20 protein-coding genes are annotated in these 23,951 nt (G+C 58.8%); 13 read left to right on the forward strand and 7 right to left on the reverse strand.

Annotated elements, in window-relative coordinates:
- Positions 1-3: 3 nt before the first annotated feature.
- The 3 genes from GSQ81_RS10885 to GSQ81_RS10895 all read left to right on the forward strand — a co-directional run bounded on the left by GSQ81_RS10885 (position 4) and on the right by GSQ81_RS10895 (position 3,816).
- Complete coding sequence (locus tag GSQ81_RS10885) at positions 4-651, forward strand: YdcF family protein (RefSeq protein ID WP_254060121.1); 648 nt, start codon at positions 4-6, stop codon at positions 649-651.
- A 105-nt stretch (positions 652-756) separates the two neighbouring features.
- Positions 757-2,655 carry an alpha-L-arabinofuranosidase C-terminal domain-containing protein gene (locus GSQ81_RS10890; protein WP_158910773.1) on the forward strand — a complete coding sequence of 633 codons (1,899 nt, stop codon included), beginning with the start codon at positions 757-759 and terminating at the stop codon, positions 2,653-2,655.
- Positions 2,656-2,778: 123 nt separating this feature from the next.
- On the forward strand, positions 2,779-3,816 hold the full coding sequence (locus GSQ81_RS10895) for a methyltransferase (protein ID WP_158910774.1): 1,038 nt from the start codon (positions 2,779-2,781) through the stop codon (positions 3,814-3,816).
- Here GSQ81_RS10895 and GSQ81_RS10900 read toward each other — a convergent pair.
- Positions 3,813-4,673, reverse strand: coding sequence for an SCO family protein (locus GSQ81_RS10900; RefSeq protein ID WP_158910775.1), 861 nt, complete (start codon positions 4,671-4,673; stop codon positions 3,813-3,815). The two genes, GSQ81_RS10895 and GSQ81_RS10900, sit on opposite strands and share 4 nt — an antisense overlap.
- 142 nt (positions 4,674-4,815) lie before the next feature.
- On the opposite strand from GSQ81_RS10900, the gene GSQ81_RS10905 reads away from it, so the two are divergent.
- On the forward strand, positions 4,816-5,583 hold the full coding sequence (locus tag GSQ81_RS10905; protein WP_158910776.1) for a dienelactone hydrolase family protein: 768 nt from the start codon (positions 4,816-4,818) through the stop codon (positions 5,581-5,583).
- Between the two features lie 78 nt (positions 5,584-5,661).
- Here the strand turns inward: GSQ81_RS10905 and GSQ81_RS10910 are convergent, their stop codons facing one another.
- The 5 genes from GSQ81_RS10910 to rpsO form a co-directional block, all read right to left on the reverse strand.
- Complete coding sequence (locus GSQ81_RS10910; protein WP_256369665.1) at positions 5,662-8,109, reverse strand: ABC transporter permease; 2,448 nt, start codon at positions 8,107-8,109, stop codon at positions 5,662-5,664.
- Positions 8,110-8,393: 284 nt separating this feature from the next.
- Entirely contained in the window at positions 8,394-8,804 is a 411-nt protein-coding gene (locus GSQ81_RS10915; RefSeq protein WP_158910778.1) for a hypothetical protein, read from the reverse strand.
- A gap of 34 nt (positions 8,805-8,838) precedes the next feature.
- On the reverse strand, positions 8,839-9,744 hold the full coding sequence (locus tag GSQ81_RS10920) for a DMT family transporter (protein ID WP_158910779.1): 906 nt from the start codon (positions 9,742-9,744) through the stop codon (positions 8,839-8,841).
- A gap of 91 nt (positions 9,745-9,835) precedes the next feature.
- Entirely contained in the window at positions 9,836-12,256 is a 2,421-nt protein-coding gene (pnp, locus tag GSQ81_RS10925; protein WP_158910780.1) for a polyribonucleotide nucleotidyltransferase, read from the reverse strand.
- A 306-nt stretch (positions 12,257-12,562) separates the two neighbouring features.
- Complete coding sequence (rpsO, locus tag GSQ81_RS10930; protein ID WP_158910781.1) at positions 12,563-12,829, reverse strand: 30S ribosomal protein S15; 267 nt, start codon at positions 12,827-12,829, stop codon at positions 12,563-12,565.
- 290 nt (positions 12,830-13,119) lie between these two features.
- Between rpsO and murA the strand changes: the two genes are divergently transcribed.
- From murA to garD, 8 genes are all read left to right on the forward strand, one after another.
- A complete protein-coding gene (murA, locus tag GSQ81_RS10935; RefSeq protein WP_158910782.1) occupies positions 13,120-14,400 on the forward strand; it encodes a UDP-N-acetylglucosamine 1-carboxyvinyltransferase in 1,281 nt (426 codons plus the stop codon).
- A gap of 45 nt (positions 14,401-14,445) precedes the next feature.
- A complete protein-coding gene (locus GSQ81_RS10940) occupies positions 14,446-14,769 on the forward strand; it encodes a hypothetical protein (protein ID WP_158910783.1) in 324 nt (107 codons plus the stop codon).
- Positions 14,770-14,869: 100 nt separating this feature from the next.
- On the forward strand, positions 14,870-15,943 hold the full coding sequence (locus GSQ81_RS10945) for a LacI family DNA-binding transcriptional regulator (protein ID WP_158910784.1): 1,074 nt from the start codon (positions 14,870-14,872) through the stop codon (positions 15,941-15,943).
- Between the two features lie 115 nt (positions 15,944-16,058).
- On the forward strand, positions 16,059-17,240 hold the full coding sequence (locus GSQ81_RS10950; RefSeq protein WP_158910785.1) for a sugar MFS transporter: 1,182 nt from the start codon (positions 16,059-16,061) through the stop codon (positions 17,238-17,240).
- A gap of 103 nt (positions 17,241-17,343) precedes the next feature.
- Positions 17,344-18,258, forward strand: a complete 915-nt coding sequence (gene kdgD, locus GSQ81_RS10955; RefSeq protein WP_158910786.1) for a 5-dehydro-4-deoxyglucarate dehydratase — start codon at positions 17,344-17,346, stop codon at positions 18,256-18,258.
- A gap of 16 nt (positions 18,259-18,274) precedes the next feature.
- A complete protein-coding gene (locus GSQ81_RS10960; protein ID WP_158910787.1) occupies positions 18,275-19,606 on the forward strand; it encodes an MFS transporter in 1,332 nt (443 codons plus the stop codon).
- A gap of 20 nt (positions 19,607-19,626) precedes the next feature.
- Complete coding sequence (gene gudD, locus GSQ81_RS10965; RefSeq protein ID WP_254060122.1) at positions 19,627-20,982, forward strand: glucarate dehydratase; 1,356 nt, start codon at positions 19,627-19,629, stop codon at positions 20,980-20,982.
- 27 nt (positions 20,983-21,009) lie between these two features.
- Positions 21,010-22,563: a galactarate dehydratase gene (garD, locus tag GSQ81_RS10970; RefSeq protein ID WP_158910788.1), complete on the forward strand. Its 1,554-nt coding sequence runs from the start codon at positions 21,010-21,012 to the stop codon at positions 22,561-22,563.
- A 15-nt stretch (positions 22,564-22,578) separates the two neighbouring features.
- Here garD and GSQ81_RS10975 read toward each other — a convergent pair whose 3' ends face one another.
- Positions 22,579-22,893 (reverse strand): Dabb family protein, encoded by a 315-nt coding sequence (locus tag GSQ81_RS10975; protein WP_158910789.1) that lies wholly within the window; start codon positions 22,891-22,893, stop codon positions 22,579-22,581.
- A 452-nt stretch (positions 22,894-23,345) separates the two neighbouring features.
- Here GSQ81_RS10975 and GSQ81_RS10980 point away from each other — a divergent pair, with 452 nt between their 5' ends.
- The gene (locus GSQ81_RS10980) at positions 23,346-23,837 is read left to right on the forward strand and encodes a DUF4142 domain-containing protein (RefSeq protein ID WP_158910790.1); all 492 of its coding nucleotides are present in this window, start codon (positions 23,346-23,348) and stop codon (positions 23,835-23,837) included.
- The last annotated feature ends 114 nt before the right edge of the window (positions 23,838-23,951 follow it).

Below are 23,951 nucleotides of genomic sequence, written 5' to 3' on the forward strand. Positions count from 1 at the left end.
TCCGTGAGATTTCTCAACGGGGCCCTCTTCTATCTCTCGGCTATCGTCCTCGCCATTGTGCTCTTCGCGGTGGGCATCTATCTCACCATCCCGACGCACAACACGAGTGCCACCCACTTCGATGCGCTCATTGTTCTTGGCTATCCGGCCAATGCAGACGGCACGCCCTCGCCGGAACAGCGTGAGCGTGTCCTCGAAGGGGTCCGTGAGTACAAGGCCGGAGTCGCTCCGTACCTCATCATGTCGGGCGCTGCTGCGCACAATCAGTACATCGAAGCCGACGTGATGGCGCAACTGGCGCGCTCGCAGGGCGTTCCCGCATCGGCGATTCTCGAAGATGTACAGGCGCAGAACACCATTCAGAACATCTACTACTCGGCCACCATCATGCACGATCACGGCATGAACTCCGCCGAGATCATCAGCTCTCCCAGCCATCTTCCTCGGGCGGCGATGATCGTCAACACGCTGAACGTCGACCAGCCCAGCCTCTACATTAACTGGCGCACCCACGCCGCGCATTGGCCGCCCGAATACAGCATCTTCCGCGAGGCGGCGCTCTACATCGGGGAGGCCCGCAACTGCCTCATTCTCCGCTTCAATGGTTTTCCCTCCACCCGCTTCCTCCCACGCGACCGCGCAATTAATTAGCGCCCTGCCCGCATTGGGGAGCCAAAAACCGCATTCTTCGGGTAGGATCGTTGTGCACCATAAAGTAAACGTTATCTCACCGTCTAATTCACGAAGGACTTATCCATGCGCCTCGAAAAATTTGCCGCCGTCCTCCTTGCCGGTCTGCCTCTCGCCGTCATGGCCCAGCAGCCCGCCACGCTGACCATCGACACTGCCAAGCCCATCGCCGCCGTCAGCCCCACCCTCTATGGCCTTATGACGGAAGAGATTAATTACTCCTACGATGGCGGCCTTTACGCCGAACTGGTCAACAACCGCACCTTCCAATCGAATCGCGGCCCCAGCACTGCGGACTGGACTATTCTCGAGAACGGCGACGCCCGCGCCACCATGGCCATCGACAAGACGACTGGCCCAAGCGAAGCGCTTCCCCTCAGCCTCAAGCTCACCGTCGACACAGCCGCCGCTAAATCTGAGGCAGGGATCGTCAATAGCGGCTACTGGGGCATCCCCGTCCGGCCGTCGGAGCAGTATCACGGCTCCTTCTACGCCAAGACCGACAGCGTAAGCATCGGTGCCGTCACCATCCGCATCATCAACAACGATACCGGAGCCACCGAAGCTACTGCCACCGTTCCTACTCTCAGCACCGAGTGGAAGCGTTACGAGTACACGTTGAAGACCGGAGCCGTCACCGCCTCTGCAGCCAACCATCTCACTCTCTCGGTCGAGCACCCCGGCACTGCATGGTTCTCGCTGGTCTCGCTCTTCCCGCCGACCTATCAGAACACGCCGAACGGCAATCGCATCGACCTCATGCAAAAGCTTGCTGCCATGCATCCGGCCTTCCTGCGTTTTCCCGGCGGCAACTACCTCGAAGGCGATCACATCAACGAGCGTTACGAGTGGAAGAAGACCATCGGTTCGCTCGTCGATCGCCCGACACATCCCAGTCCGTGGAACTATCACTCCTCCGATGGACTCGGCCTGCTTGAATTCTTCGAGTGGTGTGAAGACCTGCACATGCAGCCGCTGCTCGCCGTCTATGCCGGTTACTCCATGCGACAGGAGCACGTCGACGCCGGTGTCGGCCTCGAGCCCTATGTACAGGACGCTCTCGACGAGATCGAATACGCCACCGGCAGCACCTCGACCAAGTGGGGAGCCATCCGCGCCAAAGACGGCCATCCTGCGCCGTTCCACATCAACTACATCGAAGTAGGCAACGAAGACTGGTTCGATAAGTCCGGCAGCTACAGCGGCCGTTACGCCCAGTTCTACAAAGCCATCAAGGCGGCCTACCCCGACATCCAGATCATCGCGACCGCACCCGTCACCGGCATTCGTGCCGATGTCGTCGACGACCACTTCTACCGCTCCGCACAGGAGTTCTTCAATGACGTTCACCACTACGACAAGACTGACCGCAATGGTCCCAAGGTCATGGTCGGCGAGTGGGCCACGCGTGAAGGCTCACCCACCACCAACATGGGCGCGGCCCTCGGCGACGCTGCATGGATGACGGGCATGGAGCGCAACAGCGACATCGTCGTGCTCGCCAGCTATGCTCCACTGTTCGTCAACGTCAACCCCGGCGGCATGCAGTGGCCCAGCGACCTGATCGGCTACGACGCGCTCAACAGCTACGGTTCGCCCAGCTATTACGCGCAGGCGATGTTCAGCACGCACCTCGGCGACCATGTGCTCGACTCGAAGCTCGACGCTACCAACCCGCGCCTCTTCGATTCGGTGACGGTCGACTCCAAGCATCACCGCGTCATCGTGAAGCTGGTGAACGGTTCGTCGCAGCCGCAGGCCGTTAGCATCAATCTCTCCGGCGCAAAGGTACACAGCAACGCCCACGTCACCACTCTTGGCGCTCCTACCACCGAGGCCACCAACTCCATCACCGACCCCACGCGCATCGTTCCCGTCGTCAGCACGATCTCGAACGCTGCATCCACCTTCACCCACACCGTACCCCGCTACTCCATCCAGATCCTCGATCTCGACCTCAACTAATTCAACCCCGCGCGGCCCATCCTTTCGCCTTGATCGAGGCGAAAGGATGGGCCGTTTTTATTTGCAATCACCTTCGCAGCATCTAATCTGAATGTGCCAAATTTAAAGTTCTGGAGCGATCCCATGAGCGCAATCGGCAACGTCACCGCGAACACCGAACTGGTCGACATGGCGATGTCCTACTCGCGCAGTTGCATCCTATGCGCCGCCGCCAGGCTCGGCATAGCCGACGCGCTCGGCAACGATGAGCGCACCGTCGAAGAGGTCGCCCAAGCCTGCAACGCCGACGCAGCCTCGCTCTATCGTCTCCTCCGCGCTCTCGCTGTTCTTGGCATCACAACCGAATCTGTTCCCCGCCGCTTTGCCCTAACCCCGTTCGGCCAGCCGCTCCGCAAAGACGCGCCGAACTCCGTCTGGGCCAGCGTCGTCTTCTGGTCCGATCTCCTCGCCGATAGCTGGTCTCATCTCACCGAATGCATCCGTACCGGAAACACCGCCATGCAGATCATGCAACAAAAAGGAATCACCTCGCGCTGGGCCACCGCACCCGACGCCAACGCCATCTTCCGCGCCGTCATGGGGACAGCCCCAGCAGAGGACTATTTACCCATCACAAAACAGTGGGACTTCGCTAGCCGCCAGGTCATCGCCGACCTCGGCGGCGGAGGCGGTTCACTCCTCGCAGCTATCCTGTCCACGTCCCCTCAACTTCAAGGCATGCTTGTAGACCGCTCCGAATCCATCGAAGCCGCAAAACCTCGCTTTCAAAACAATGATCTCGCTACCCGATGCAAACTCATCGCCGCCGATTTGAGCACCGAGGTCCCCCGCGGCGCGGACACCTACATCCTCAAGCATGTCCTTCACGGCTACACCGACACCGCCGCAGCCGAACTTCTCCGCAACTGTCGGAATGTCATGGACGGCGACGCCCGCCTGCTCATCATCGAGTTCGTCCTGCCCGACGTCATCTCCGAGCCCAACCCGCAACTACAGGGACGCTTCTTCAGCGATATCAACATGCTCGCCGTCACCGGAGGCAAAGAGCGCAGCGCAGTCGAGTGGTCCACCCTGCTTCAAGCGTCAGGTTTCACCATAGTGCAGTTCATTCCCGTAGCAGAGATGGACATCTCCATAATCGAGGCGCGAACGGCCTCTTAAGCCGCCGCGCCCGACATCGGTTTCTTTCGGCTAAGAAAATAGAATCCCAGCCCAATTCCAACCAGCGTCATCAAAGCCGCCAGCCCCAGTATCCGCAGCACCGCCACCGTGTACTTCCCCGACGACGGAACATAGTTGCAGCAGTACAGCAGAAACAGATCCTTCGCCGTCGCAATCTTGAGATGCGAAGCATTCACCAGCGCCAGCCGAACATCTCTCGTCGGATAATCGATCCCGGCCAGATACTCCGACATCTTTCCCTCGGGCGTGGCAAACATAATCACGCTCGAATGCGCGAACTGGTCCATCTTTCCGTCCGGCCCCGGCACCCGAACGTAGTGAAACCCGGTAGCCTCGGCGAGCGCGGTAATCGAAGGCTGCTGCCCGGTCAAAAAATGAACGCTATCCCCCGCCCCCGGCTGCCCGATCCCAGCCAGAAAGGTCTTCTTCGCGGCACTAGCATCCGCCGGCGTGTCCATCGGATCGATGCTCGCCACCACAACGTCATAGTCCTTCCCCGCCTTCAACTCGGTCCCCTTCAACCCGGCGGCCATGCCATGCAGCACCTGAGGACACAGCATCCCACACTTGAAATAGACCAGCGCCAGCGCAATCGGACGTTGATGGAAGTACTGCCCCAGTGTCACCTGCTTGCCCGCATCGTCCACAAAGGCAGTCGCCAGAGGTAATGGCTGGTTCAACCGCTCCACCAAACCGGCGCCCTTCAAATAGTCCGGCGTCTGCTGCGCCATCGTGCCCATCGGCTTGTCCGCGCCGATCTGTTGCCCATATGCACCTGTTGCCAACAACCCAAGACCCGCTACCGCCAGAACCCCAAAGCGCCGAAACCCAATCAAAGCACCCTCCAACCGACTCTCTCTCCATGCTACGCCGTTGCTCCACCGTATTCGCTTCTGGGTACACCAAGGCTTCAGCCTTGGGTAGCATAAGAAGACAAAGTATAAGGAACAGTTCTTCCCCATCCGCTTAGAGGAAAACATGATTATCATCAGCGACGAACACGTAGACCTGCCCACCCACAATGGCCCCATGCGCACCCACATCGTCCGCCCCACCGCGCCCGGCCGCTATCCCGGCATCGTCTTCTACTCCGAGATCTTCCAGATCACCGCGCCCATCCATCGGACCGCCTGTCTGCTCGCGGGACAGGGATACGTCGTCGCCATGCCTGAGGTCTATCACGAGTTCGAACCCGCAGGCACCGTCTTCGCCTACGATCAGGCTGGCTCCGACCGCGGCAACGCCCTCAAGACCACCAAAACCATCGAGAGCTACGACGCCGACGCCCGCGCCGCCATCGACCACCTCAAGTCACGCCCTGACTGCACCGGACACATCGGAGCACTCGGCATCTGCCTCGGCGGACACCTCGCCTTCCGCGCCGCCATGAACCCCGATGTCCTCGCCACCGCATGCTTCTACGCCACCGACATCCACACAGGGAGCCTCGGTAAAGGCATGAACAACGACTCGCTTGAACGCGCTGCCGATATCAAAGGTGAGCTGATGATGATCTGGGGAAGACAGGACCCCCATATCTCACTCGAAGGCCGTCTTAAGGTTCTGGCCCGGCTCAACGAGCTTGGCACCCGCCTGAGCTGGCACGAGGTCAACGGAGCCCACGCCTTTATGCGCGACGAAGGCCCGCGCTACGATCCCGAACTGGCCTACAGCCTCTACGGCCTGGTCTTTAATCTCTTCCACCGCAAGCTGGGCCAAGGCGACCTGACCGTCGCCTCAACCTAAACCCGCCACTAGCTGAGTTCTAGATCACCATCGCGGTACGCGGCTTGTTTCAGGTTATAGTCCATGCACCGCACTCAATCATTCCGCGCGCAATGCCTGCATTGGATCGACCTTGGAGGCACGAGCGGCGGGCAGCCATACGGCAACAAGCGCAACCGCGACAAGAATGAGCGGTGCAGAGAGGAACGCCACCGGATCCCATGATTTGACGCCGAACAGCAGGCTGGAAACGAGACGCGTGAGACCAAATGCTCCAACGATGCCGATGACCGCACCGGCGACCGTCAATCTCATGCCATGCCACATCACAAGCCTGCGAATACTGGATCGATCCGCACCCAATGCGATGCGGATTCCCATCTCTTGATTGCGCTGCTGCACGGAGTATGCCATGAGTCCATAGATGCCGACGGCGGCCAGAACCAGAGCGACTGCACCAAAGATGCTGAACAGCAGCATGTCGAAATTCTGACGGGCCGTCGAGCTTCCCATCACCTCGTCCATGGTGCGTAGATGCGCCACCGGAAATCCTCCGCTGGCGAAGCGTAACTGCTCACTGACAGCAGCAATGTACTGATGGGGATCGTCGCGGGTTCGTACCACCCAAAGAAGCGGCTGGACATCGGAATAGGCTGCTGCGTAGCCGTCGGTGACCTGCGCTATCGGAACCATCATCATCGGGGAGGGAGGCGAGCCGAGACCGGCGTTGTGCGAGTCGGCGACCACGCCTACGATCTCTCGCGCAGGTTCTTCCAGCTCCGGCCCCATGCCCACGCCAATGATGATTTGCCGACCCACCGGATTTTCGCCCGGCCAGTATTGCCTGGCCAGGGCCTGATTGATGAGCACGACACCAGGAGCATTCGTCGTATCGGTTTCTTTGAAATCCCGTCCGCGCAGAATGGGAATTCGGAACAGGCCCAGGTACCCCGGAGAAATACTCATCCATCTTCCCCCGGCCTTGTTTTTTTCAATCGGCCGCCCAACGATCCGGAAGGGCAGAGCGTCGTCAACCTGAACAGGCAGCCAGTAAGCGGCTGCCGAGGCCTCTACGCCGGGGATAGTATTCAGTTTATTTGTGCCATCTCGCGCGAGCTGAGCCACTCCCGCCGTCTTCTGGAATCGTTGGCCGTTGAGCGACATTTCCATGGTGAGAACGTTGTGAGAATCGAAGCCGGGACCGACGTCGTGCAACGCGAGAAAGGTGCGGATGAGAAGAACCGAGCCGACCACAAGCACCAGCGCCAGTGAGACCTCGCTGATGACCAGCAGCGAGCGCATCTTTCCTTGACGAAATCCGGTTCCGGAGCGGTTGCTGCCCTCCTTCAGGATCGTATTCAGGTCGATGCGGGAAGCGGCAAAAGCGGGGAAGAGCCCAAAGAGAATGCCGGTCACAAGTGAAACAGCGAACGTAAAGCCCAGCACTCGCCAGTCCATACCGATGGCGGAACCGCCTTCGCCGACTCGGGGAAGGCCGGCGGGACTGGCGGCCAGCAGGGCGTGCACTCCGGCGAAACCCAGAATCAGGCCCAGAATACCGCCTGCGACGGAGAGCAGAACGCTTTCTGTGAGTAATTGGCGAACGATACGCGCCCTGCCGGCTCCCAGAGCGGAACGGATAGCGAACTCGCGTTTACGACCTGTGGCGCGCACCAGTAGCAGATTGGCGACATTGGCGCAGGCGATCAGCAACACCAGACTGACCGCGGCCAGCATGATCAGCAGCGATCTGCGCACGTCGCCAACGATCGAATCACGCAACGGCTCAACAACAAATCCCGGCAGATGATTTGTTTTGGGATAAGCACGAAGGAACTGCGCGGCTGCGAGCTTCATTTGCGCGTTCGCCTCTACCAACGAAATGCCGGGCTGGAGCCGGGCCGCGACCTGAAAGGAGTGGTTCATGTTATCGCTGAAGGCTTCGAACTGAAACGGCAGCCAGATGTCCGCTTCCGGATCGGAGAGAAACTGCTTTCCAATGACACCAATAACGGTGTACGGTTCGTTGCCCAGCGAAAGCGACTTCCCGAGAATATTTGGATCGCCGCCGAACCTGCGCTGCCACAGGCCATAGCTCAGTACGACCACCTTTCCGCCCTTCGGCGAATCCTCCTGTGGTGTGAACGTGCGTCCGAGTGTCATCGGAGCACCGAATAAACGGAAGTAGCCCTCGGTAACGTGAATACCGTGAATCTGCTCAGGCCTGCCGCCGGTAAGGTTGAAGCCGGGCCCGGCGGAATCGTAAGCCGCGACCTCACTGAATACGCTGGTCTGCTGCTGATAGAGGTGAAACTCAGGAATTGAAGACAAGGGATAGTTGCCAGTTGGCGAGGAGAGCAGAAACCTGACGATGCGATCGGAGCTGGGGTAGGTGAGAGGCTTGAGCAGCACCGCGTTGACCACCGAAAAGATCGCGGTGTTGGCTCCGACACCCAGCGCGAGGGCGGCAACGGCAGCAATCGTGAATCCGGGATTCTTCAGCAACATTCGAAAGGAATGCCTTATGTCATTCCAGAGATCACCCACGTTTCGACTCCTGTTCTGCCGGGAATCTTACCGCACTGCAATAACATGTCGATACCACCACAGTTCCAGCCTGTTGACAGCCCCGATATAATTAACCAGAAGGTAAAAAGAGAAGCCCGGCAATTGCTGGGCTTTTTCATTTGATCTGACTCCAGACCGAAGTCCGGCCCCGGTCTGGACTTCGGTCGGATTTACATTGGACTTAAAATATTTGTCTGGAAGACTTTAGGACTTAAGTAGGGGGAGGGGGATACTTGCGCAACGTCGGCAAAACATCGGCCGAACTAGCGCCAGCTCACTGCCAGATGCCAGCGCATCTCCCGGTCACGAGCCTTCTCAAGCACCTCTGCGTACTCTCTTAACTCGGAGAGCACCTGTTTCCCCTCGGTGCCTAGTTGCTGCGGATCGTCGCGCAGGGCCTGCAAAAGCGCCTGCACTGTCTTGAGGCCATCGGCAGGTTGATACCACTGCGGCGGCGGAAGCTTTCGCAGCAACTCCTGGTCGCCCGCGCCCTCTTCGATCAAAAGGGCCATCGAGTTCTCGTCCGCGGAGAAGTACTCAATCAAAGGGCGCACCCCCAGACTGAGTGCGAGCTTTTCAAGGGCGTCCTCATGCCGTGCCAGCGAACGGCCATTGACGAAGGTATCGAAGCCTGGGTCCTCACCTTCGACCACGATGTACATGGAAGCTGCCATTCAAGGCAGTGTACCGCTCCGCCACGAGGAAAATCTATCGGATCGAGAGTACCGCATCAGAGTCCCAACCCCTTGAAAGCAGCAGGTAGGCTGCTCCGGCTATGAGCAGGGCCAGGCCTGCGGCCATCCGTACCGTCAAGGGAGGGTGCAAAAATGCGAAGCCTTCGAGAACAGTGAAGAGAGGAACGATCAGATATCGCGCCGCAAGACGCACGGGAGACATCTCGCGCACCAGCCATACCAATAAAAGCAACTCCACCAAATTGTAGAGCGAGTGAATCGAGAGCAACGACGATACTCCGCTCCAACTCTCGGCAGAAGGCAAGTTCACGAGGTGGCAGGCAATCAGGAACACGGCATTCGAGAGAGCCACGACTGCCAAGGCCTCGATCATTCCGAATCCGCGCAGCAGGCGATACAGCGATTCACTCGCAAAACCTACCAGCGCGATTGCTACAAGAAGAACGCCGAAGATGATTTGTCCGCGCGGCGACGTGGGAAAGCTGAATGGAAGCAGCAATAAAACTCCGCCAAAACCGATCAGCGTTGGGATCGAGAAGCGTCGAACACTGGGCTCGGATTCTCGGGCGGCTGCGACCATCACAACGACAAACGGCACCAGAGCAAAGAGCGCGGCGCGGTTGATGTCCGATATGCCGTTGCGTGCCCACTCTCCCAGTACGGCAGGCACACCAAGCAGAAGAATACTTACGGCGGCTACACGCAAACACGCACGCCACTGCAATCGAGCCCGCACACGTCGATACGCAGGGATCAAAGCTATAAGCCCAACCAGGCTGTAGAAGCAGGCCTGCTGTGTGATGGGAGACTCGTCGGTTGTGCCGGCGGGAAGCAGCCATGAACTCGACAGCAGAAGGCACAACGCAAAAAATACGAACCAGATGCTCCATCGCGTTTGCTGTGGCCGGGCTGTCGGCATGAATCAGCTCCTCGGGATTTGTCATGAGTCCTTGCGGCAAAAGCAGAAGGGCCGCGCAGTTTGCGCGGCCCTTCTCATCCTTCGATAACGACTACTGGTTCCCGTTGCCGCCGGTGCGAGGAGCACCGCCGCCCGAACCACCTGCGCCCGGTGCGCCACGGCGTCCGCTGCGACGACGACGGCCGCCACCGGGACGACGCTGTCCGCCAGGTCCGGCAGGAGCGCCTGCTCCTTCGCCAGTGGTTGCCGGAGCATCTCCATCGGCACGGTTGAAGTTGGGCTCATCGGAGTCCGACTCGTCCTCGTCCTCGAAGTCGTCGCCATCTTCCGCATCGGCAACGTTCTCTTCTGTGGCAGTTGCATGGGGAGCTGCGGGTGCACCATCGATGCCGACCTGTCCCGGCTCGGGAAGGCCGAGCTTGGCGCGCTGCTCGCGCAGAACCGCCTTGCGGGAGAGCTTGATGCGATTGCCTTCGATGGCGAGTACCTTGACCAGAATCTGGTCGCCCTCGCGAAGCTCGTCCTTGACCTCTTTGACGCGATGCTCTGCGATCTCGGAGACGTGGAGCAGGCCGTCGGTGCCGGGGAAGATCTCGACGAATGCGCCGAACTCTGCCAGACGAACCACCTTGCCGAGATAAGTTTTGCCGATCTCGGGCACTGCGGTGATGTCGCTGATCATCTGGATGGCACGGGCCAGGCCGTCGGCGTCGCTCGAAGCAACATTGACGCGACCAGTGTCGTCCACATCGATCTTGACGCCAGTGGCCTCGACGATGCCGCGGATGACCTTGCCGCCAGGTCCGATGAGATCGCGAATCTTGTCGGTCGGGATCTGGATGGTGTGAATGCGAGGAGCGAACTGCGACTTCTCTTCCTTGGCGCTGGAGATGGTCGCGTCCATGGTATCGAGGAGGTTCAGACGGTTCTTGCGAGCCTGCTCGAGCGCCTCGCGCATGATCTGGGGAGTGATGCCCATGATCTTGATGTCCATCTGGAGCGCGGTGATGCCCTTGCGGGTGCCGGCTACCTTGAAGTCCATGTCGCCGTAGTGGTCTTCCGCACCTGCGATGTCGGTGAGGATGGCGTACTTGTCACCCTCTTTGACGAGGCCCATGGCCACGCCGGCTACTGCGCCCTTGATAGGAATGCCAGCCTGCATGAGTGCAAGCGACGCGCCGCAGATGGTGGCCATGCTGGATGATCCATTGGATTCCAGAATGTCGGAGACGACGCGGAGGGTGTACGGGCTCTCGTCCTCGCCGGGGAGGACGGCCTCAATCGCACGCCAGGCAAGTGCGCCGTGGCCGATCTCGCGGCGGCCGACGCCGGTCATGCGACCGACTTCGCCGACTGAGAACGGCGGGAAGTTGTAGTGCAGCATGAAGCGGCGCTTCTGCTCGCCTTCATAGCTCTCCATACGCTGCGCGTCATCGGTGGTGCCGAGGGTCGCGGAGACAAGAGCCTGAGTTTCGCCACGGGTGAAGAGGGCGGAGCCATGGACGCGCGGCAGAACGCCGACCTCGACGGTGACCTCGCGGATCTGGTCGAAGGCGCGATGATCGGGACGGATACGGTCGTTGAGAACCTGCTCGCGGAAGATGTTTTCGCGCAGCAGCTCGTAGTATTTGCTGAGCTTCTTGGCAGCTACGGCGTCGCCTTCGGGAAGATCGCGCTTCAGCTCGTCCTTGATCTCCTTGACCAGCGCGTAGCTCTCGAACTTGGGGTGCTTCTGGGTGTCGAGCGCGTCCTTCAACTTCGCGCCGACCTTGGCGGTCAGGCCATTAAGGTATTCGTGGTCGGTCTCGATCGCGGTGACGAGGCGCTTGGTCTTGCCTGCGCGGCTGACCAAGTCTTCGATGGCGGCACAGATCTTCTTGATCTCGACATGAGCGAACTCGATGGCGCCGACGACCGACTCCTCCGAGGTCTCCTTTGAACCGGACTCGACCATCACGATGCCGTCTTTGGTGCCGACGACCATGATGTTCAGCGTGCTCTTGGCGCGCTCCGCGTAGGTGGGGTTGACGATGTACTGTCCATCGATGTGGCCGACGCGTACCGCACCCACCGGGCCGTGGAAGGGAATGTCGCTGAGCGCGAGGGCGCAGCTTGCGCCGTTGATGCCGAGCACGTCGGGATCGTTTTCCTTGTCGGCGGAGTAGACGAATGCAACTACCTGCGTCTCGTTGCGGAAAGCCTCGGGGAAGAGGGGACGAATAGGACGGTCGATCTGACGGCTGGTCAGGATCTCCTTCTCACTGGGGCGGCCTTCGCGCTTGATAAAGCCACCGGGGATGCGGCCACCTGCGTAGGTGAACTCGCGATACTCGACCGTAAGGGGGAAGAAGTCGATGCCTTCTTTGGGGTCGGGCGAGGCTACGGCCGTCGCCAGAATGACGTTGTCTCCGCTGGAGGTAAGCGCTGCGCCGGAGGCCTGCTTGGCCATGCGCCCTGTTTCAAATTTAATCTGCTTGCCGCCGGCAAGCTCAACTGTAACGTCCTGCTTCATGTTGCCCCTCTTCTCTCGTTTTATCTATCTATATAGAAACTTGTTGGATCGCGTCATCCTTTTGCGGGCGCGAAAATGCAGCTCCACGGGGCCGACTATCGAGCCGCCTGGAAGCTGCACAGTAAAAAATCTTTGACAAATGATACTTGTCCGGCACGGTCAACCATCGACGCATGACATAACCCGCTCATCGTCAGCGACTCCAGCGGCAAGGCCATGCATGACCTTGCACGAGAAGTTGCAGCCGAACGAGAGCGGGCCGTGCATGCTTCCATAGGATTGAACGGTGTCTCCGGAGACAATGCGCTACTTGCGGATTCCCAACTTACCGATGACTTCACGGTAACGGTCGGCATCGCACTTCTTGAGGTAATCAAGCAGACCGCGGCGCTTGCTCACGAGCATGAGAAGCCCGCGGCGCGATCCGTGGTCCTTCTTGTGGGTTTTGAAATGCTCCGTCAACTCGCCGATACGCTCACTCAGAATCGCGATCTGAACCTCGGGACTCCCGGTGTCTGAGTCGTGTGTACGGAACTTTGCAATAATGTCTGTCTTTTTACCAGATGCCAGCACAGATGTCTTTTACTCCTGATCTTCTAGTCCACTCTTAGTGTCTACGTTAGGATAGCACCGCTCACGAAAGGCAGCAATAAGCCGGGGGAGGCATTTCAGGGAAGGGGTTGGAGGAATCCAAAGGTTGAGTCGTAACGCTGAACGGGCGCTGGGGAAATCCTCCAGGAGCCGAATGTCGTATTGATTCAATGACACTTGCGCAGTTTCATTGTGATTCGGCGCAACATATTCCCGATGCGTGTACCAGTCGAGGCACCCATATCCACTGGAATGCCCCGTAAACTGGCAGGATGGACAAGTTTGTTGTACGCGGCGGAAATCCGCTTCTCGGCACGATTAAAGTCTCCGGAGCGAAGAACTCCGCCCTTCCCTGCATGGCCGCCGCCATCCTCACCGAGGATGAAGTGATCCTTGAAAATATCCCGCAGGTGCGCGATATCGAGACCGAACGCAAGCTCCTGGCCAGCATGGGGGCCGAGGTCGAGCTGGGCTATGGCCGGGCGCAGCATCGCACTCACATTCGCTGCGCTGTGCTGTCGGACCCGGTGGCCAAATATGAGATCGTCAAGACGATGCGCGCCAGCTCGCTGGTGCTGGGGCCGCTGATCGCCCGCACCGGCGTCGCGCGCGTTGCCATGCCGGGAGGCTGCGCGATTGGCGGACGTCCTATCGATCTGCACATTAAAGGCCTGGAGGCGATGGGCGCTACCATTACGCAGGAACATGGCTATCTGGAAGCCCGCACGGACAGGCTCAAGGGAGCACACATCGTCTTCGACAAGATCACCGTTACGGGAACGGAAGACCTGCTGATGGCGGCGACGCTTGCCGAGGGCGAGACCCTCTTTGAGAACTGCGCGAGAGAGCCGGAGGTGACTGACCTTGCGGCGCTGCTGATCGCGATGGGAGCCAATATCGAAGGCGCGGGGACATCCACGATCCGGGTGCAGGGTGTCGCGAAGCTGCATGGCGCGCGCCACCGGATCAATCCTGACCGCATTGAAGCCGGTACGTTTCTGATTGCCGGAGCGATTACCGGGGGCGACCTGAACGTCGATTGTTGCGAGCCTGCCCATCTGAGCGCGTTGATTTACAAGCTGGAGCAGTGCGGCGTTCGCATCGACGTAGGGACCGATCATATTCGCGTTCGCAGCGGCGGCGACCTGAAGGCGGCGGACATCTCGACCGAAGAGTATCCGGGCTTCCCGACCGACATGCAGGCGCAGTACATGGCGCTGGCCACGCAGGCCGAAGGAACGACCATCGTTACGGAGAACATCTTCGAGAACCGCTTTATGCACGTGCAGGAACTGAACCGCATGGGCGCAAACATCACGGTGCAGGGACGAACGGCGACGGTGCAGGGCAAGACGCCGTTGCAGTCGGCTGCGGTGATGTGCTCGGACCTGCGAGCCTCCGCTTCGCTGGTGCTGGCGGCCCTGGTGGCGGACGGCGAGACTATTCTCGACCGGGTCTACCACATGGACCGCGGCTACGAACGGCTGGAGGAGAAGCTGCGTGGCGTAGGAGCGCAGATTCGGCGGATGGGAGATGTTTTCGGGAAGAAGTAAGGTTTTGGGGGGCATTTTTCAAATTCTGCCGTGCAAGGATAGTGAATGAAGATTTTTCTGTTTGTCCTTGTTGCGACTGTATTTGAGGCTGTGGGTGACGCCATTGTGCGGATTGCACTTCACAACCCTTCGCTGCTGATGCGGACCGGACTCTTTGTGATTGGGGGGCTGCTGCTGACGCTCTACGGGACCTCGCTCAACCTTGCTCCGGTGGAGTTTGCCGCCGTCACCGGCATGTATATTGCGACCCTGTTTGTGGTGTTTCAGATTACCAACTATGTCTTCTTCCGAACTCTCCCGACACCTGCCGTCGTAATGGGCGGAACCCTGATCGTGACCGCCGGTCTCGTCGTCTCGCTTTGGAAGTAACGCGATCATCGCAGCGTCCTGGTTCGATATTGCTCGCTGCAATCGCGGTAGAAGGTGTACAAAGGTTGCACAACATCGCACTCAGAATCCCTGGAGAACCATGACAGGAAAGAAGAAAATATCCGAAGCCGGCAAGCCGGTAACGCTGAAGATCCTTGCGGAATATCTGGATCTTTCTCCAGCGACCGTCTCCATCGTGCTGAATGATTCGCCGGTGGCAAAGTCGATCTCCGCCGCGACCAAGGAACGGGTGCACGCGGCGGCAAAGAAGTTTGAGTACCGCCCCAATCTGCACGCGCGCATGTTGCGCACGCGAGTGACTAACACCGTTGGCCTGATCGTGCCTGAAGTCAGCGAAGGATACTTCACGGGTGTCATGCTGGGCGTGGAGCAATATCTCTTGCAAGAAGGCTTTCTCTACTTCACGGTCAGCCATCTGGGACGGCCCGACCTGATCGAGGAGTATCCGCAACTGCTGATGAACCGGTCCGTCGACGGTTTTCTGATGGTGAACACCGAGCTGAAGCACAAGGTACCGCTGCCAGTGGTAGGCATCTCGTCGCACAGCAAGACGCCGGGGCTGACGAATGTCGTGCTCGATCACAATCGAGCCGCGAAGATGGCGCTACGCCACCTCTATGATCTGGGCCACCGCCGTATCGCATTCATGAAGGGGTCGAAGTACGTCAGCGATTCGGCGGCCCGCTGGGAGGCGATCGTCAGCATTGCGCAGGAGATTGGGATCACGGTTCGTCCGGAACTTTGCATTCATCTGGAGAAGAACTCGTGGTCGCCGGAGCTGGGCTATCCGCCGGTACGGGAGCTGTTGGCGCGTACACGCGACTTTACCGCCATCTTCTGCTTCAACGATACGGCGGCGATCGGCGCGATTCGCGCCATCGAAGATGTTGGGTTGAGCTGCCCGCGCGATATCTCGGTGATCGGCTTCGACGACATCATCGTTGCTGAGTACTACAACCCGAGGCTAACGACGATTCGGCAGCCGCTGCACAAGATGGGTTGGACAGCGGCGCAACTGCTGGTCAACCGGATTCAATCACCGGATGAGCCATATCCTGACGCGGTGTGGTTCGAGCCGGAGTTGGTGGTGCGAGAATCGACAGCGGGCATTCGCGAGGATCGCGCGGTGAAGGGGCAGAAAACAAAGCATTAGGGTCTTCTGGACCTGCGCGAAACAGATAGGCGGGGAATATAGGGATGCTTCCCTTTCGGCTGTGCTCAGGCCAAGATGACGACGCGAGAACAGTGCATTGCCAGAGATCACACCATTGACAACTGATGCGTCGAAGACACGGGCGAGCGCTTTCTACGCGCTGGGACCGGTGTTCTTCTATTTTTTTGTGGCGGGCATCGCGACCGTCATGCTGGGGCCGCTGCTACCGGCACTGATTGGTCGATGGCATATTCAGGACGCGCAGGCCGGAACCTTGTTCACAACGACCTTTGCAGGCCAGCTCTGCGGAGCGTGGTTCGCAACGCGCAACCTGCGGGCGAGCATATTGTACGGCGCGTGCATGAGCGCGGCGGGATGCGCTTTTATGGGCTGGGCGGATTTCAACACGGCGCATGTCGCGCTGTTCTGCGTCGGGCTTGGTTTGGGAGCGGGACTTACCGCAGGGAATGTGATCTCGGGCATCGCGATACCGTCGGCGCGTACACGCCTGATTGCGCTGCTGAACATGACATGGGGAATGGGCGCGATCAGTTGTTCGCTGCTGGTGCGCGCCTGCGGGGCAGGGCGGGTGCGGCTCTTCTTCTGCGTGCTTGCAAGCTGCCTCGTGCTGGCCGCCGCATTCTCAATCGTTCTGCCACGCGATAAAAAGGCCGAGCCTGCTGTCACAGGAGACGAAGACGCAAAGACAAAGAGCCGGATGCCGATGCCGCTATGGCCGTTGCTGATGTTCTCTGCCGCGATGCTGTTGTTTGTAGGAATAGAGAACGCACTGGGAGGATGGTTGCCGAGCTATGGCGTGCGTACAAGTTCGGCGTTACTGGCTTCTTCGATTGCGCTCTATTTCTGGGTGGCAGAGATGACGGGGCGGCTGTTGCTGGCAGTGTTGACGGACCTTTTCGGTGAGGCTTCGCTGTATCGAGGCAGCGTTGCGCTGCTCATCGTGTCAGAAGGCGTGCTAATTATGGCGAAGCATCTGAGCGCTGGCGGGGTGGTAGCGCTTACTATTTTCTGCGGTCTGGCCATCGCTCCGATCTATCCGCTGATACTCTCGTTCTTTCTGGCGCGGACAGGAAATCATCCGCGGCTCGGGCGAGTGTTTGCCGCTGCCTCGGTTGGAGGAGCAACTCTGCCTTGGTTGACCGGAGTGGTCTCGACCGAATTCCACGGGCTGCGCGCGGGGCTTGCAGTGCCTGCCGTCGGCACGGTGCTGCTGTTGCTGCTCGCTAGCGTCATTACAAGTACACCGATGTTCTCTGCGAGAGCGACCGAAAGGTGAATCGCGTATTCGGCAGTGAAACCGCAGATTGCTTGTTTCCTGTTCGCTCACTTCTTTATAGTTTTGCGTAGACGCGTTACGCGATCCGCATTGAAGGAAATCTATGACCCCGATGTCCCCGGAAGAACTTGCAAAGAAAACAGGAGCGGGTCTACTCTCGTTTCCGGTCACCCATTTCACCGATGCCTACGCCTTTGACGAGGCTCCCTATCGCGAGCATCTTGACTGGCTCTTACAGTACAAGCCGGCTGGCCTGTTCGCAGCGGGAGGCACGGGCGAGTTTTTTTCGCTCAACCTGCAGGAGTTCTCGGCTGTCGTTGCGGCCGCCGTGCAACAGACCAACCATCGCGTGCCGGTAATAGCGGGTTGCGGTTATGGCACTGCAATCGCAAAGCAGTTCGCGCAGGCGGCGGAGAGTGCAGGCGCGGATGGCATCCTGCTTCTGCCACCGTATCTGGTCAACGCAGAGCCTGCCGGAATCATGGCGCACGTCGAAGCAGTATGCGCTGCCACCAGCCTTGGCGTGATCTTCTACAACCGCGACAACGCCATCATCAACGATGTGACGCTGGAGCGCCTGTGCGAGCGCTGCCCCAACCTTGTCGGCTTCAAGGATGGATATGGTGACATCGAACTCATGACGCGAATCTATGCGCGCATGGGCGACCGGCTAACCTACATCGGCGGGTTGCCAACGGCGGAGACCTTTGCCCTGCCCTATCTGGAAATGGGCGTCACTACCTACTCGTCGGCGATCTTCAACTTCCTTCCGCAGTTCGCGCAGGACTTCTACGCTGCGGTTCGCAGGCGCGATCATGCGGAGGTTTTCAGGCAGTTGCGTGATTTCGTTCTGCCTTACATCGACATCCGTAATAGACACAAAGGCTATGCCGTGTCGATCGTCAAAGCCGGAATGCGTTCCATTGGCAGGCCTGCAGGACCGGTGCGCACACCGCTTACCGATCTCGACCAAAATGAGCTGGACGCTTTGACCAGCCTGATCGCTGGCCGTTCCTAAGCTGACTGGAAGATTGATGAGCGCCGGCAAACAGACCCACATACGCTATCTGATCGTGTCGATGCTCTTCATCGCCAGCTGCTTCAGCTATGGCGATCGGGTTGCTCTCTCCATCGCCGGCACTGCGATGGAGAGAGAGTTGGCGCTGGACCCGGTGAAGCTCGGCTTTCTGCTGTCAGGCTTCAGTTGGGCATACGTGCTTGGCCAATTGCCCTCCGGTGGTCTGCTGGATCGCTTCGGCTCGAAGCGCGTTTATGGCATCAGTATTATTTGCTGGACGACCTGCGCCTTCCTCGTCGGATTCACAGGATATCTCGCTGCGGCGTGGGTCTTCAGCGCGATCTTCATTCTGCGGCTGCTGTCGGGCCTGGCGCAGTCCCCAGTCTTTCCCGGCAACGGGCGTATCGTCGCCGCATGGTTTCCGACGGCAGAGCGTGGAGGCGCCTCCGCGATCTTCAATGCGTCGCAGTATTTTGCGCTGGTTGCGTTCGCTCCACTCTTCGGATGGCTCACGCACTCGTATGGATGGAGAAGCTGCTTCTGGTTTATGGGTGTGTTCGGCTTCGTGCTGGCCTTCGCCTGGTGGAAGATGGTCTACAACGTGAAAGACCATCCATTGATCTCGCAGTCGGAGATCGAGTGCATCGAGCGAGGCGGCGGCTTGGTCAACGTCGACCGCGTGGCCGGAGGAAGACCGACCGCCCATGCCCTTACCTGGGCCGGAGTCAGGCAGTTGCTGAGCCAGCGAATGCTGGTGGGGATCTACCTGGGACAGTTCTGCATCACAACATTAACTTATTTTTTCATCACATGGTTTCCCGTCTATCTCGTACAGGCACGGCACATGTCCATCCTTCGCGGAGGATTCGCGGCAGCCTTGCCAGCACTATGTGGTTCTATAGGAGGCGTGCTTGGTGGACTGTGCTCGGATGCGCTTCTCCGTCGAGGCAGGTCGCTCACATTTGCGCGGAAGGCGCCGATCATCGCAGGCATGTTGCTCTCGGTCACAATGATCGCGTGCAACTATACGAACGTGCAGGCTCTGGTGATGTTCCTGATGTCACTCGCTTTTTTCGGCAAAGGCTTCGGCGCGCTGGGCTGGACGGTGATCGCAGATACGTCGCCGAAAGAGTTAATCGGCCTGAACGGCGGCCTCTTCAATCTCTTCGGCAATACGGCCGGCATCACCACGCCGATTGTGATTGGATATCTGGTGAAGAGGACGGGCTCGTTCAACGATGCGCTGATCTTCGTCGGCATCGCCGCGCTGCTGGCTATCTTCAGCTACGTTGTGATTGTCGGCGAGATCAAGCGGCTTGAGCTGCAACCGCAAACGTCGTCAAGGTAAGAAAGATTCGGAGGAGACCGGTGAACTCGGTAGAGACAAAGATTCCGCGCGGACAGACGCCCGTCATCACCAGTATGCGCGTGATTCCCGTGGCCGGACATGACGGCATGTTGCTGAACCTGAGCGGCGCGCATGCACCATTCTTCACGCGCAATGTCGTTATCCTGATGGACAATGCGGGCAACACCGGCATAGGCGAGGTTCCGGGCGGAGAGAAGATTCGCCGTGTACTCGAAGAGTCACAAGCGCTGGTAGTGGGACACCCTCTGGCTGCTTATAACGCAATCCTCAATGCTGTACGTGTGGGCTTCGCCGATTGCGACAGCGAGGGCCGCGGGCTGCAGACCTTCGACCTGCGCACGACCGTCCATGCAGTGACCGCGATTGAATCGGCTCTGCTCGATCTGCTCGGCCAGTTCATCGAGCAGCCGGTCGCAGCCCTTCTCGGAGAAGGTCAGCAGCGTTCGAGCGTCGAGGTTCTGGGCTACCTATTCTTTATTGGCGATAGGAAGAAGACGGCCCTTCCCTATCGCAGCGAGCCGAATGCAGACGATGCGTGGCTCCAACTGCGGCATGAGGAAGCGTTGACCACCGATGCCGTGCTGCGGCTGGCGGAGGCCGCTCATGCGCGTTACGGATTCAATGACTACAAGCTGAAGGGAGGAGTGCTGACGGGCGCACAGGAGATGGAGACCGTTACCGCGCTTGCAGAGCGCTTTCCCGATGCGCGCATCACACTCGACCCGAATGGAGCGTGGTCGCTCGATGAGGCTATCCGTCTCTGCCAGGGCAAGCGGCATGTGCTGGCATACGCCGAAGACCCATGTGGCGCGGAACAAGGATTCTCTGGCCGCGAGATTATGGCTGAGTTCAGGCGCGCCACCGGCCTGCCAACAGCAACCAACATGATTGCGACCGACTGGCGCGAGTTGAAGCACGCAATTCAACTCAACGCAATCGACATCCCGCTGGCCGATCCACACTTCTGGACGATGCAGGGCTCGGTGCGCGTGGCGCAGCTTTGCCGCGAGTGGGGGCTCACCTGGGGATCGCACTCCAACAATCATTTCGATATCTCATTGGCGATGTTCACGCACGTAGCCGCGGCTGCACCGGGCAAGATCACCGCGATTGATACGCATTGGATCTGGCAGGATGGGCAGCGCCTCACCAAAGAGCCGCTCAAAATCGTCGGCGGCAGAATTACCGTGCCGGACCGTCCAGGGCTTGGCGTCGAGATCGACATGGAGCAGATCGAGCGCGCCCATGCGCTCTACAATACGATGGAGCTTGGAGCACGGGACGATGCGAAGGCAATGCAGTTCCTTGTTCCGAACTGGAGATTTAACCCAAAGCGACCCTGCCTGGTCTCGTAGATTTTTAGCAACAATAGAAGGAACAGCATGCCCAGCGGAAATAAATTGCGTCCCCTCTTCGTGCAGGTGCACCCACAGGACACGGTAGCCATCATCGTAAACGAAGGCGGCCTGCCCGCAGGCACCGAGTTCGATTCGGGACTGAAGCTGATCGAGGATGTTCCCGAAGCGCACAAGGTAGCACTAGTTGAGATCGCAGTCGGAGCGCCCATACTGCGGTACGGATCGGTGATTGGATACGCAGAGCATCCCATCGCAAAGGGTAGCTGGGTGCATGAGGAGCGAATGCGCCTGCCGATTGCTCCCTCGCTGGACAACCTTCCGCTTGCGACCGCTGTGCCTGCGCCGATGCCTCCGCTCGATGGCTATACCTTCGATGGCTTCCTCAACGACGACGGATCCGTAGGCACAAAGAACATTCTCGGCATCACAACGACGGTTCAATGCGTCGCTGCCACCGTCGACTTTGCCGTAGAGCGCATCAAGGCTGAGATTTTGCCGCGCTATCCCAACGTCGACGATGTCATCGCGCTTACCCATAACTATGGCTGCGGCGTTGCCATCGATGCACCGGGAACCGAGATTCCGATCCGCACGCTGCGCAACCTCAGCCTCAACCCAAACCTGGGTGGCGCGCCGATGGTGGTGAGCCTGGGCTGCGAGAAGCTGCAGCCGGTGCGGTTGCTCCCTTCGAATACACTGCCCATTCTCGCGACGGAGGCCTATGTCGTTCGCATGCAGGATGAACAACACCACAGCTTCGGCGATATGGTGACCGCCATCATGGAGCTGGCGGAGAAGCGGCTCGCGGAGCTTAATCGAAGGACGCGAGTCACACGCCCTGCATCGGACCTCGTCGTCGGCCTGCAGTGCGGCGGCAGCGATGCCTTTTCCGGTGTCACCGCAAACCCCGCTGTTGGCTACGCATCCGACCTGCTGGTTCGCGCTGGAGCCACTGTGATGTTCTCCGAAGTCACCGAGGTTCGCGATGCCATCCACCTGCTGACCGCGCGTGCGGCAGACGAGCAAGTAGCCCGCGATCTCATCCGCGAGATGGCATGGTATGACGCCTATTTGGATCGTGGAGGAGTAGACCGCAGCGCCAACCCAACTCCAGGAAATAAGAAGGGAGGCTTGACCAACATCGTCGAGAAGGCGCTGGGCTCAACAGCGAAGGCGGGCACCAGCGCCATTGCAGGGGTCTTCGGTCCGGGCGAGCGAGTTACGAAAAAAGGATTGATCTTTGCCGCCACTCCGGCCAGCGACTTCATTTGCGGAACCCTGCAACTGGCAGCCTCGATGAACATGCATATCTTCACCACTGGACGCGGCACGCCTTATGGCCTGGCGATGGTTCCAGTGATTAAAGTGGCGTCACGTTCCGCACTAGCAGAGCGATGGTCCGATCTCATCGACCTCGACGCAGGCAGCATCGCAACCGGCGATGCCACCATCGAGCAGGTCGGCACACAACTTTTTCAACTGATTCTTGACGTAGCCAGCGGGCGCAAGCAGACATGGACAGATCACTGGGGGCTGCACAATGATCTCGCACTCTTCAATCCTGCACCCGTTACCTAGCGCCTGAGTCGAATTTCAGTCGCTATATTTTTTTGTTGAGGAAGCAGCGTCGAAGTCCAGCTCCAGCGGCTCGATCAGCGGCATCAGCCACTCGCCGAGGGCTTGATGGACGGGATGCGGGAAGTAGGCGTCCAGTGCGGCCCTGTCGACAAACTTCATCACGCCGCCAAAGGTGTAATCCTGTCCGCGCGGCGAAACATTGGTGCCGACATGCGTCTCAAGCAGTCCGGGAATCTTGCCCTGCAAGGCGAGAATTTCTTTCTTGACGTGCTTCTTCTGCTCTTCGGTGATTCCTTCTACCCATCGAAATAAGAATGCGTGAATATACATGCGGTTGAAATCCCCAATGTTCTCAGCGCGTGGGGGCGCTGCGGTTGAATATTTGCTTGCCTTGCCTTCAAAATTATCATCTCGCATTGCCACACGGCGCGAAAGGGATTGTCCTTATTTGCTTGCTTATTTATCCCTTTTTTATCAATAGGCAACCGAAAGACACTTCAATGCACCCTATTAAATGCGACCTGTAAGGTGTGGATCGCGAACGGAACATTCTTATTTACGAATGGCTTTTCGAATCCCTGTTCAGGAGCTCAATCATGAGAACAAGTTGTCAGGTAATCAGCAGGTTCATGCACGGCATTCCTGTGCTTGTCGCAGGTGCGGCGCTTCTCAGCGTTCCTTCCGCAATCGCGCAGATGCCTCCTGGAGGAGGGGGAGGAGGAGCGCAACAGACATCTCCGACCCAGCAGACTACACCTGGCACACAACCGGGAGCGTCGCCCATGGATCAGGCTGCCAGCAGCAACCAGGACCCGAATGGACCCGCAGTCATGATGGACAAAGCATTTGTTCGACAGGCATTGCAAGGCGGGATGGCTGAAGTTCAACTTGGGCAACTCGCCCTGCAAAAGAGCAGCAACCCTGATGTAAAACAGTTTGCTCAGAAGATGGTCGACGACCATACCAAGCTTGGCGATGCCATGAAGCAGGTAGCGCAACAGATGAGCGTCAAACCGCCTGACTCGCTATCGGGCAAAGATAAATCGACGGTAGCTAAACTCGGCGCGCTAAACGGCGACGAGTTTGATAAGGCCTACATCAAAGACATGGTGAAAGACCATAAACAAGATGAGAAAGAGTTCAAGCAGGAGGCGCAGAATACCTCCAATCCTGCGCTGAAAGACCTTGTTTCAAAGGGTGGGGAGATCATCGATCAACACCTGCAGATGATCGAGCAGATCGCTCAGAAGAATAATGTGGTTGCTTCAAAATAAAGCAAGCTGAAATTTCTCGTAGATAAATCTGCAAAAAGGGCGCTCATCCAAGCGCCCTTTTTGCTGTCTGCCGAAGCGCGGCGAATTGCGATTAGTATAGGTGCGTCAGCAATT

Source organism: Granulicella sp. L56 (assembly GCF_009765835.1).
Classification (GTDB): Bacteria; Acidobacteriota; Terriglobia; order Terriglobales; family Acidobacteriaceae; genus Edaphobacter.

Bases quoted from the DNA above. Each gene is read 5' to 3' on its own strand.
- GSQ81_RS10890 (WP_158910773.1), top strand. From the start codon at position 757: ATGCGCCTCGAAAAATTTGCCGCCGTCCTCCTTGCCGGTCTGCCTCTC.
- GSQ81_RS10895 (WP_158910774.1), top strand. From the start codon at position 2,779: ATGAGCGCAATCGGCAACGTCACCGCGAACACCGAACTGGTCGACATG.
- GSQ81_RS10905 (WP_158910776.1), top strand. From the start codon at position 4,816: ATGATTATCATCAGCGACGAACACGTAGACCTGCCCACCCACAATGGC.
- GSQ81_RS10915 (WP_158910778.1), bottom strand. From the start codon at position 8,804: ATGGCAGCTTCCATGTACATCGTGGTCGAAGGTGAGGACCCAGGCTTC.
- GSQ81_RS10920 (WP_158910779.1), bottom strand. From the start codon at position 9,744: ATGCCGACAGCCCGGCCACAGCAAACGCGATGGAGCATCTGGTTCGTA.
- pnp (WP_158910780.1), bottom strand. From the start codon at position 12,256: ATGAAGCAGGACGTTACAGTTGAGCTTGCCGGCGGCAAGCAGATTAAA.
- murA (WP_158910782.1), top strand. From the start codon at position 13,120: ATGGACAAGTTTGTTGTACGCGGCGGAAATCCGCTTCTCGGCACGATT.
- GSQ81_RS10940 (WP_158910783.1), top strand. From the start codon at position 14,446: ATGAAGATTTTTCTGTTTGTCCTTGTTGCGACTGTATTTGAGGCTGTG.
- GSQ81_RS10945 (WP_158910784.1), top strand. From the start codon at position 14,870: ATGACAGGAAAGAAGAAAATATCCGAAGCCGGCAAGCCGGTAACGCTG.
- kdgD (WP_158910786.1), top strand. From the start codon at position 17,344: ATGACCCCGATGTCCCCGGAAGAACTTGCAAAGAAAACAGGAGCGGGT.
- GSQ81_RS10960 (WP_158910787.1), top strand. From the start codon at position 18,275: ATGAGCGCCGGCAAACAGACCCACATACGCTATCTGATCGTGTCGATG.
- garD (WP_158910788.1), top strand. From the start codon at position 21,010: ATGCCCAGCGGAAATAAATTGCGTCCCCTCTTCGTGCAGGTGCACCCA.
- GSQ81_RS10975 (WP_158910789.1), bottom strand. From the start codon at position 22,893: ATGTATATTCACGCATTCTTATTTCGATGGGTAGAAGGAATCACCGAA.
- GSQ81_RS10980 (WP_158910790.1), top strand. From the start codon at position 23,346: ATGGATCAGGCTGCCAGCAGCAACCAGGACCCGAATGGACCCGCAGTC.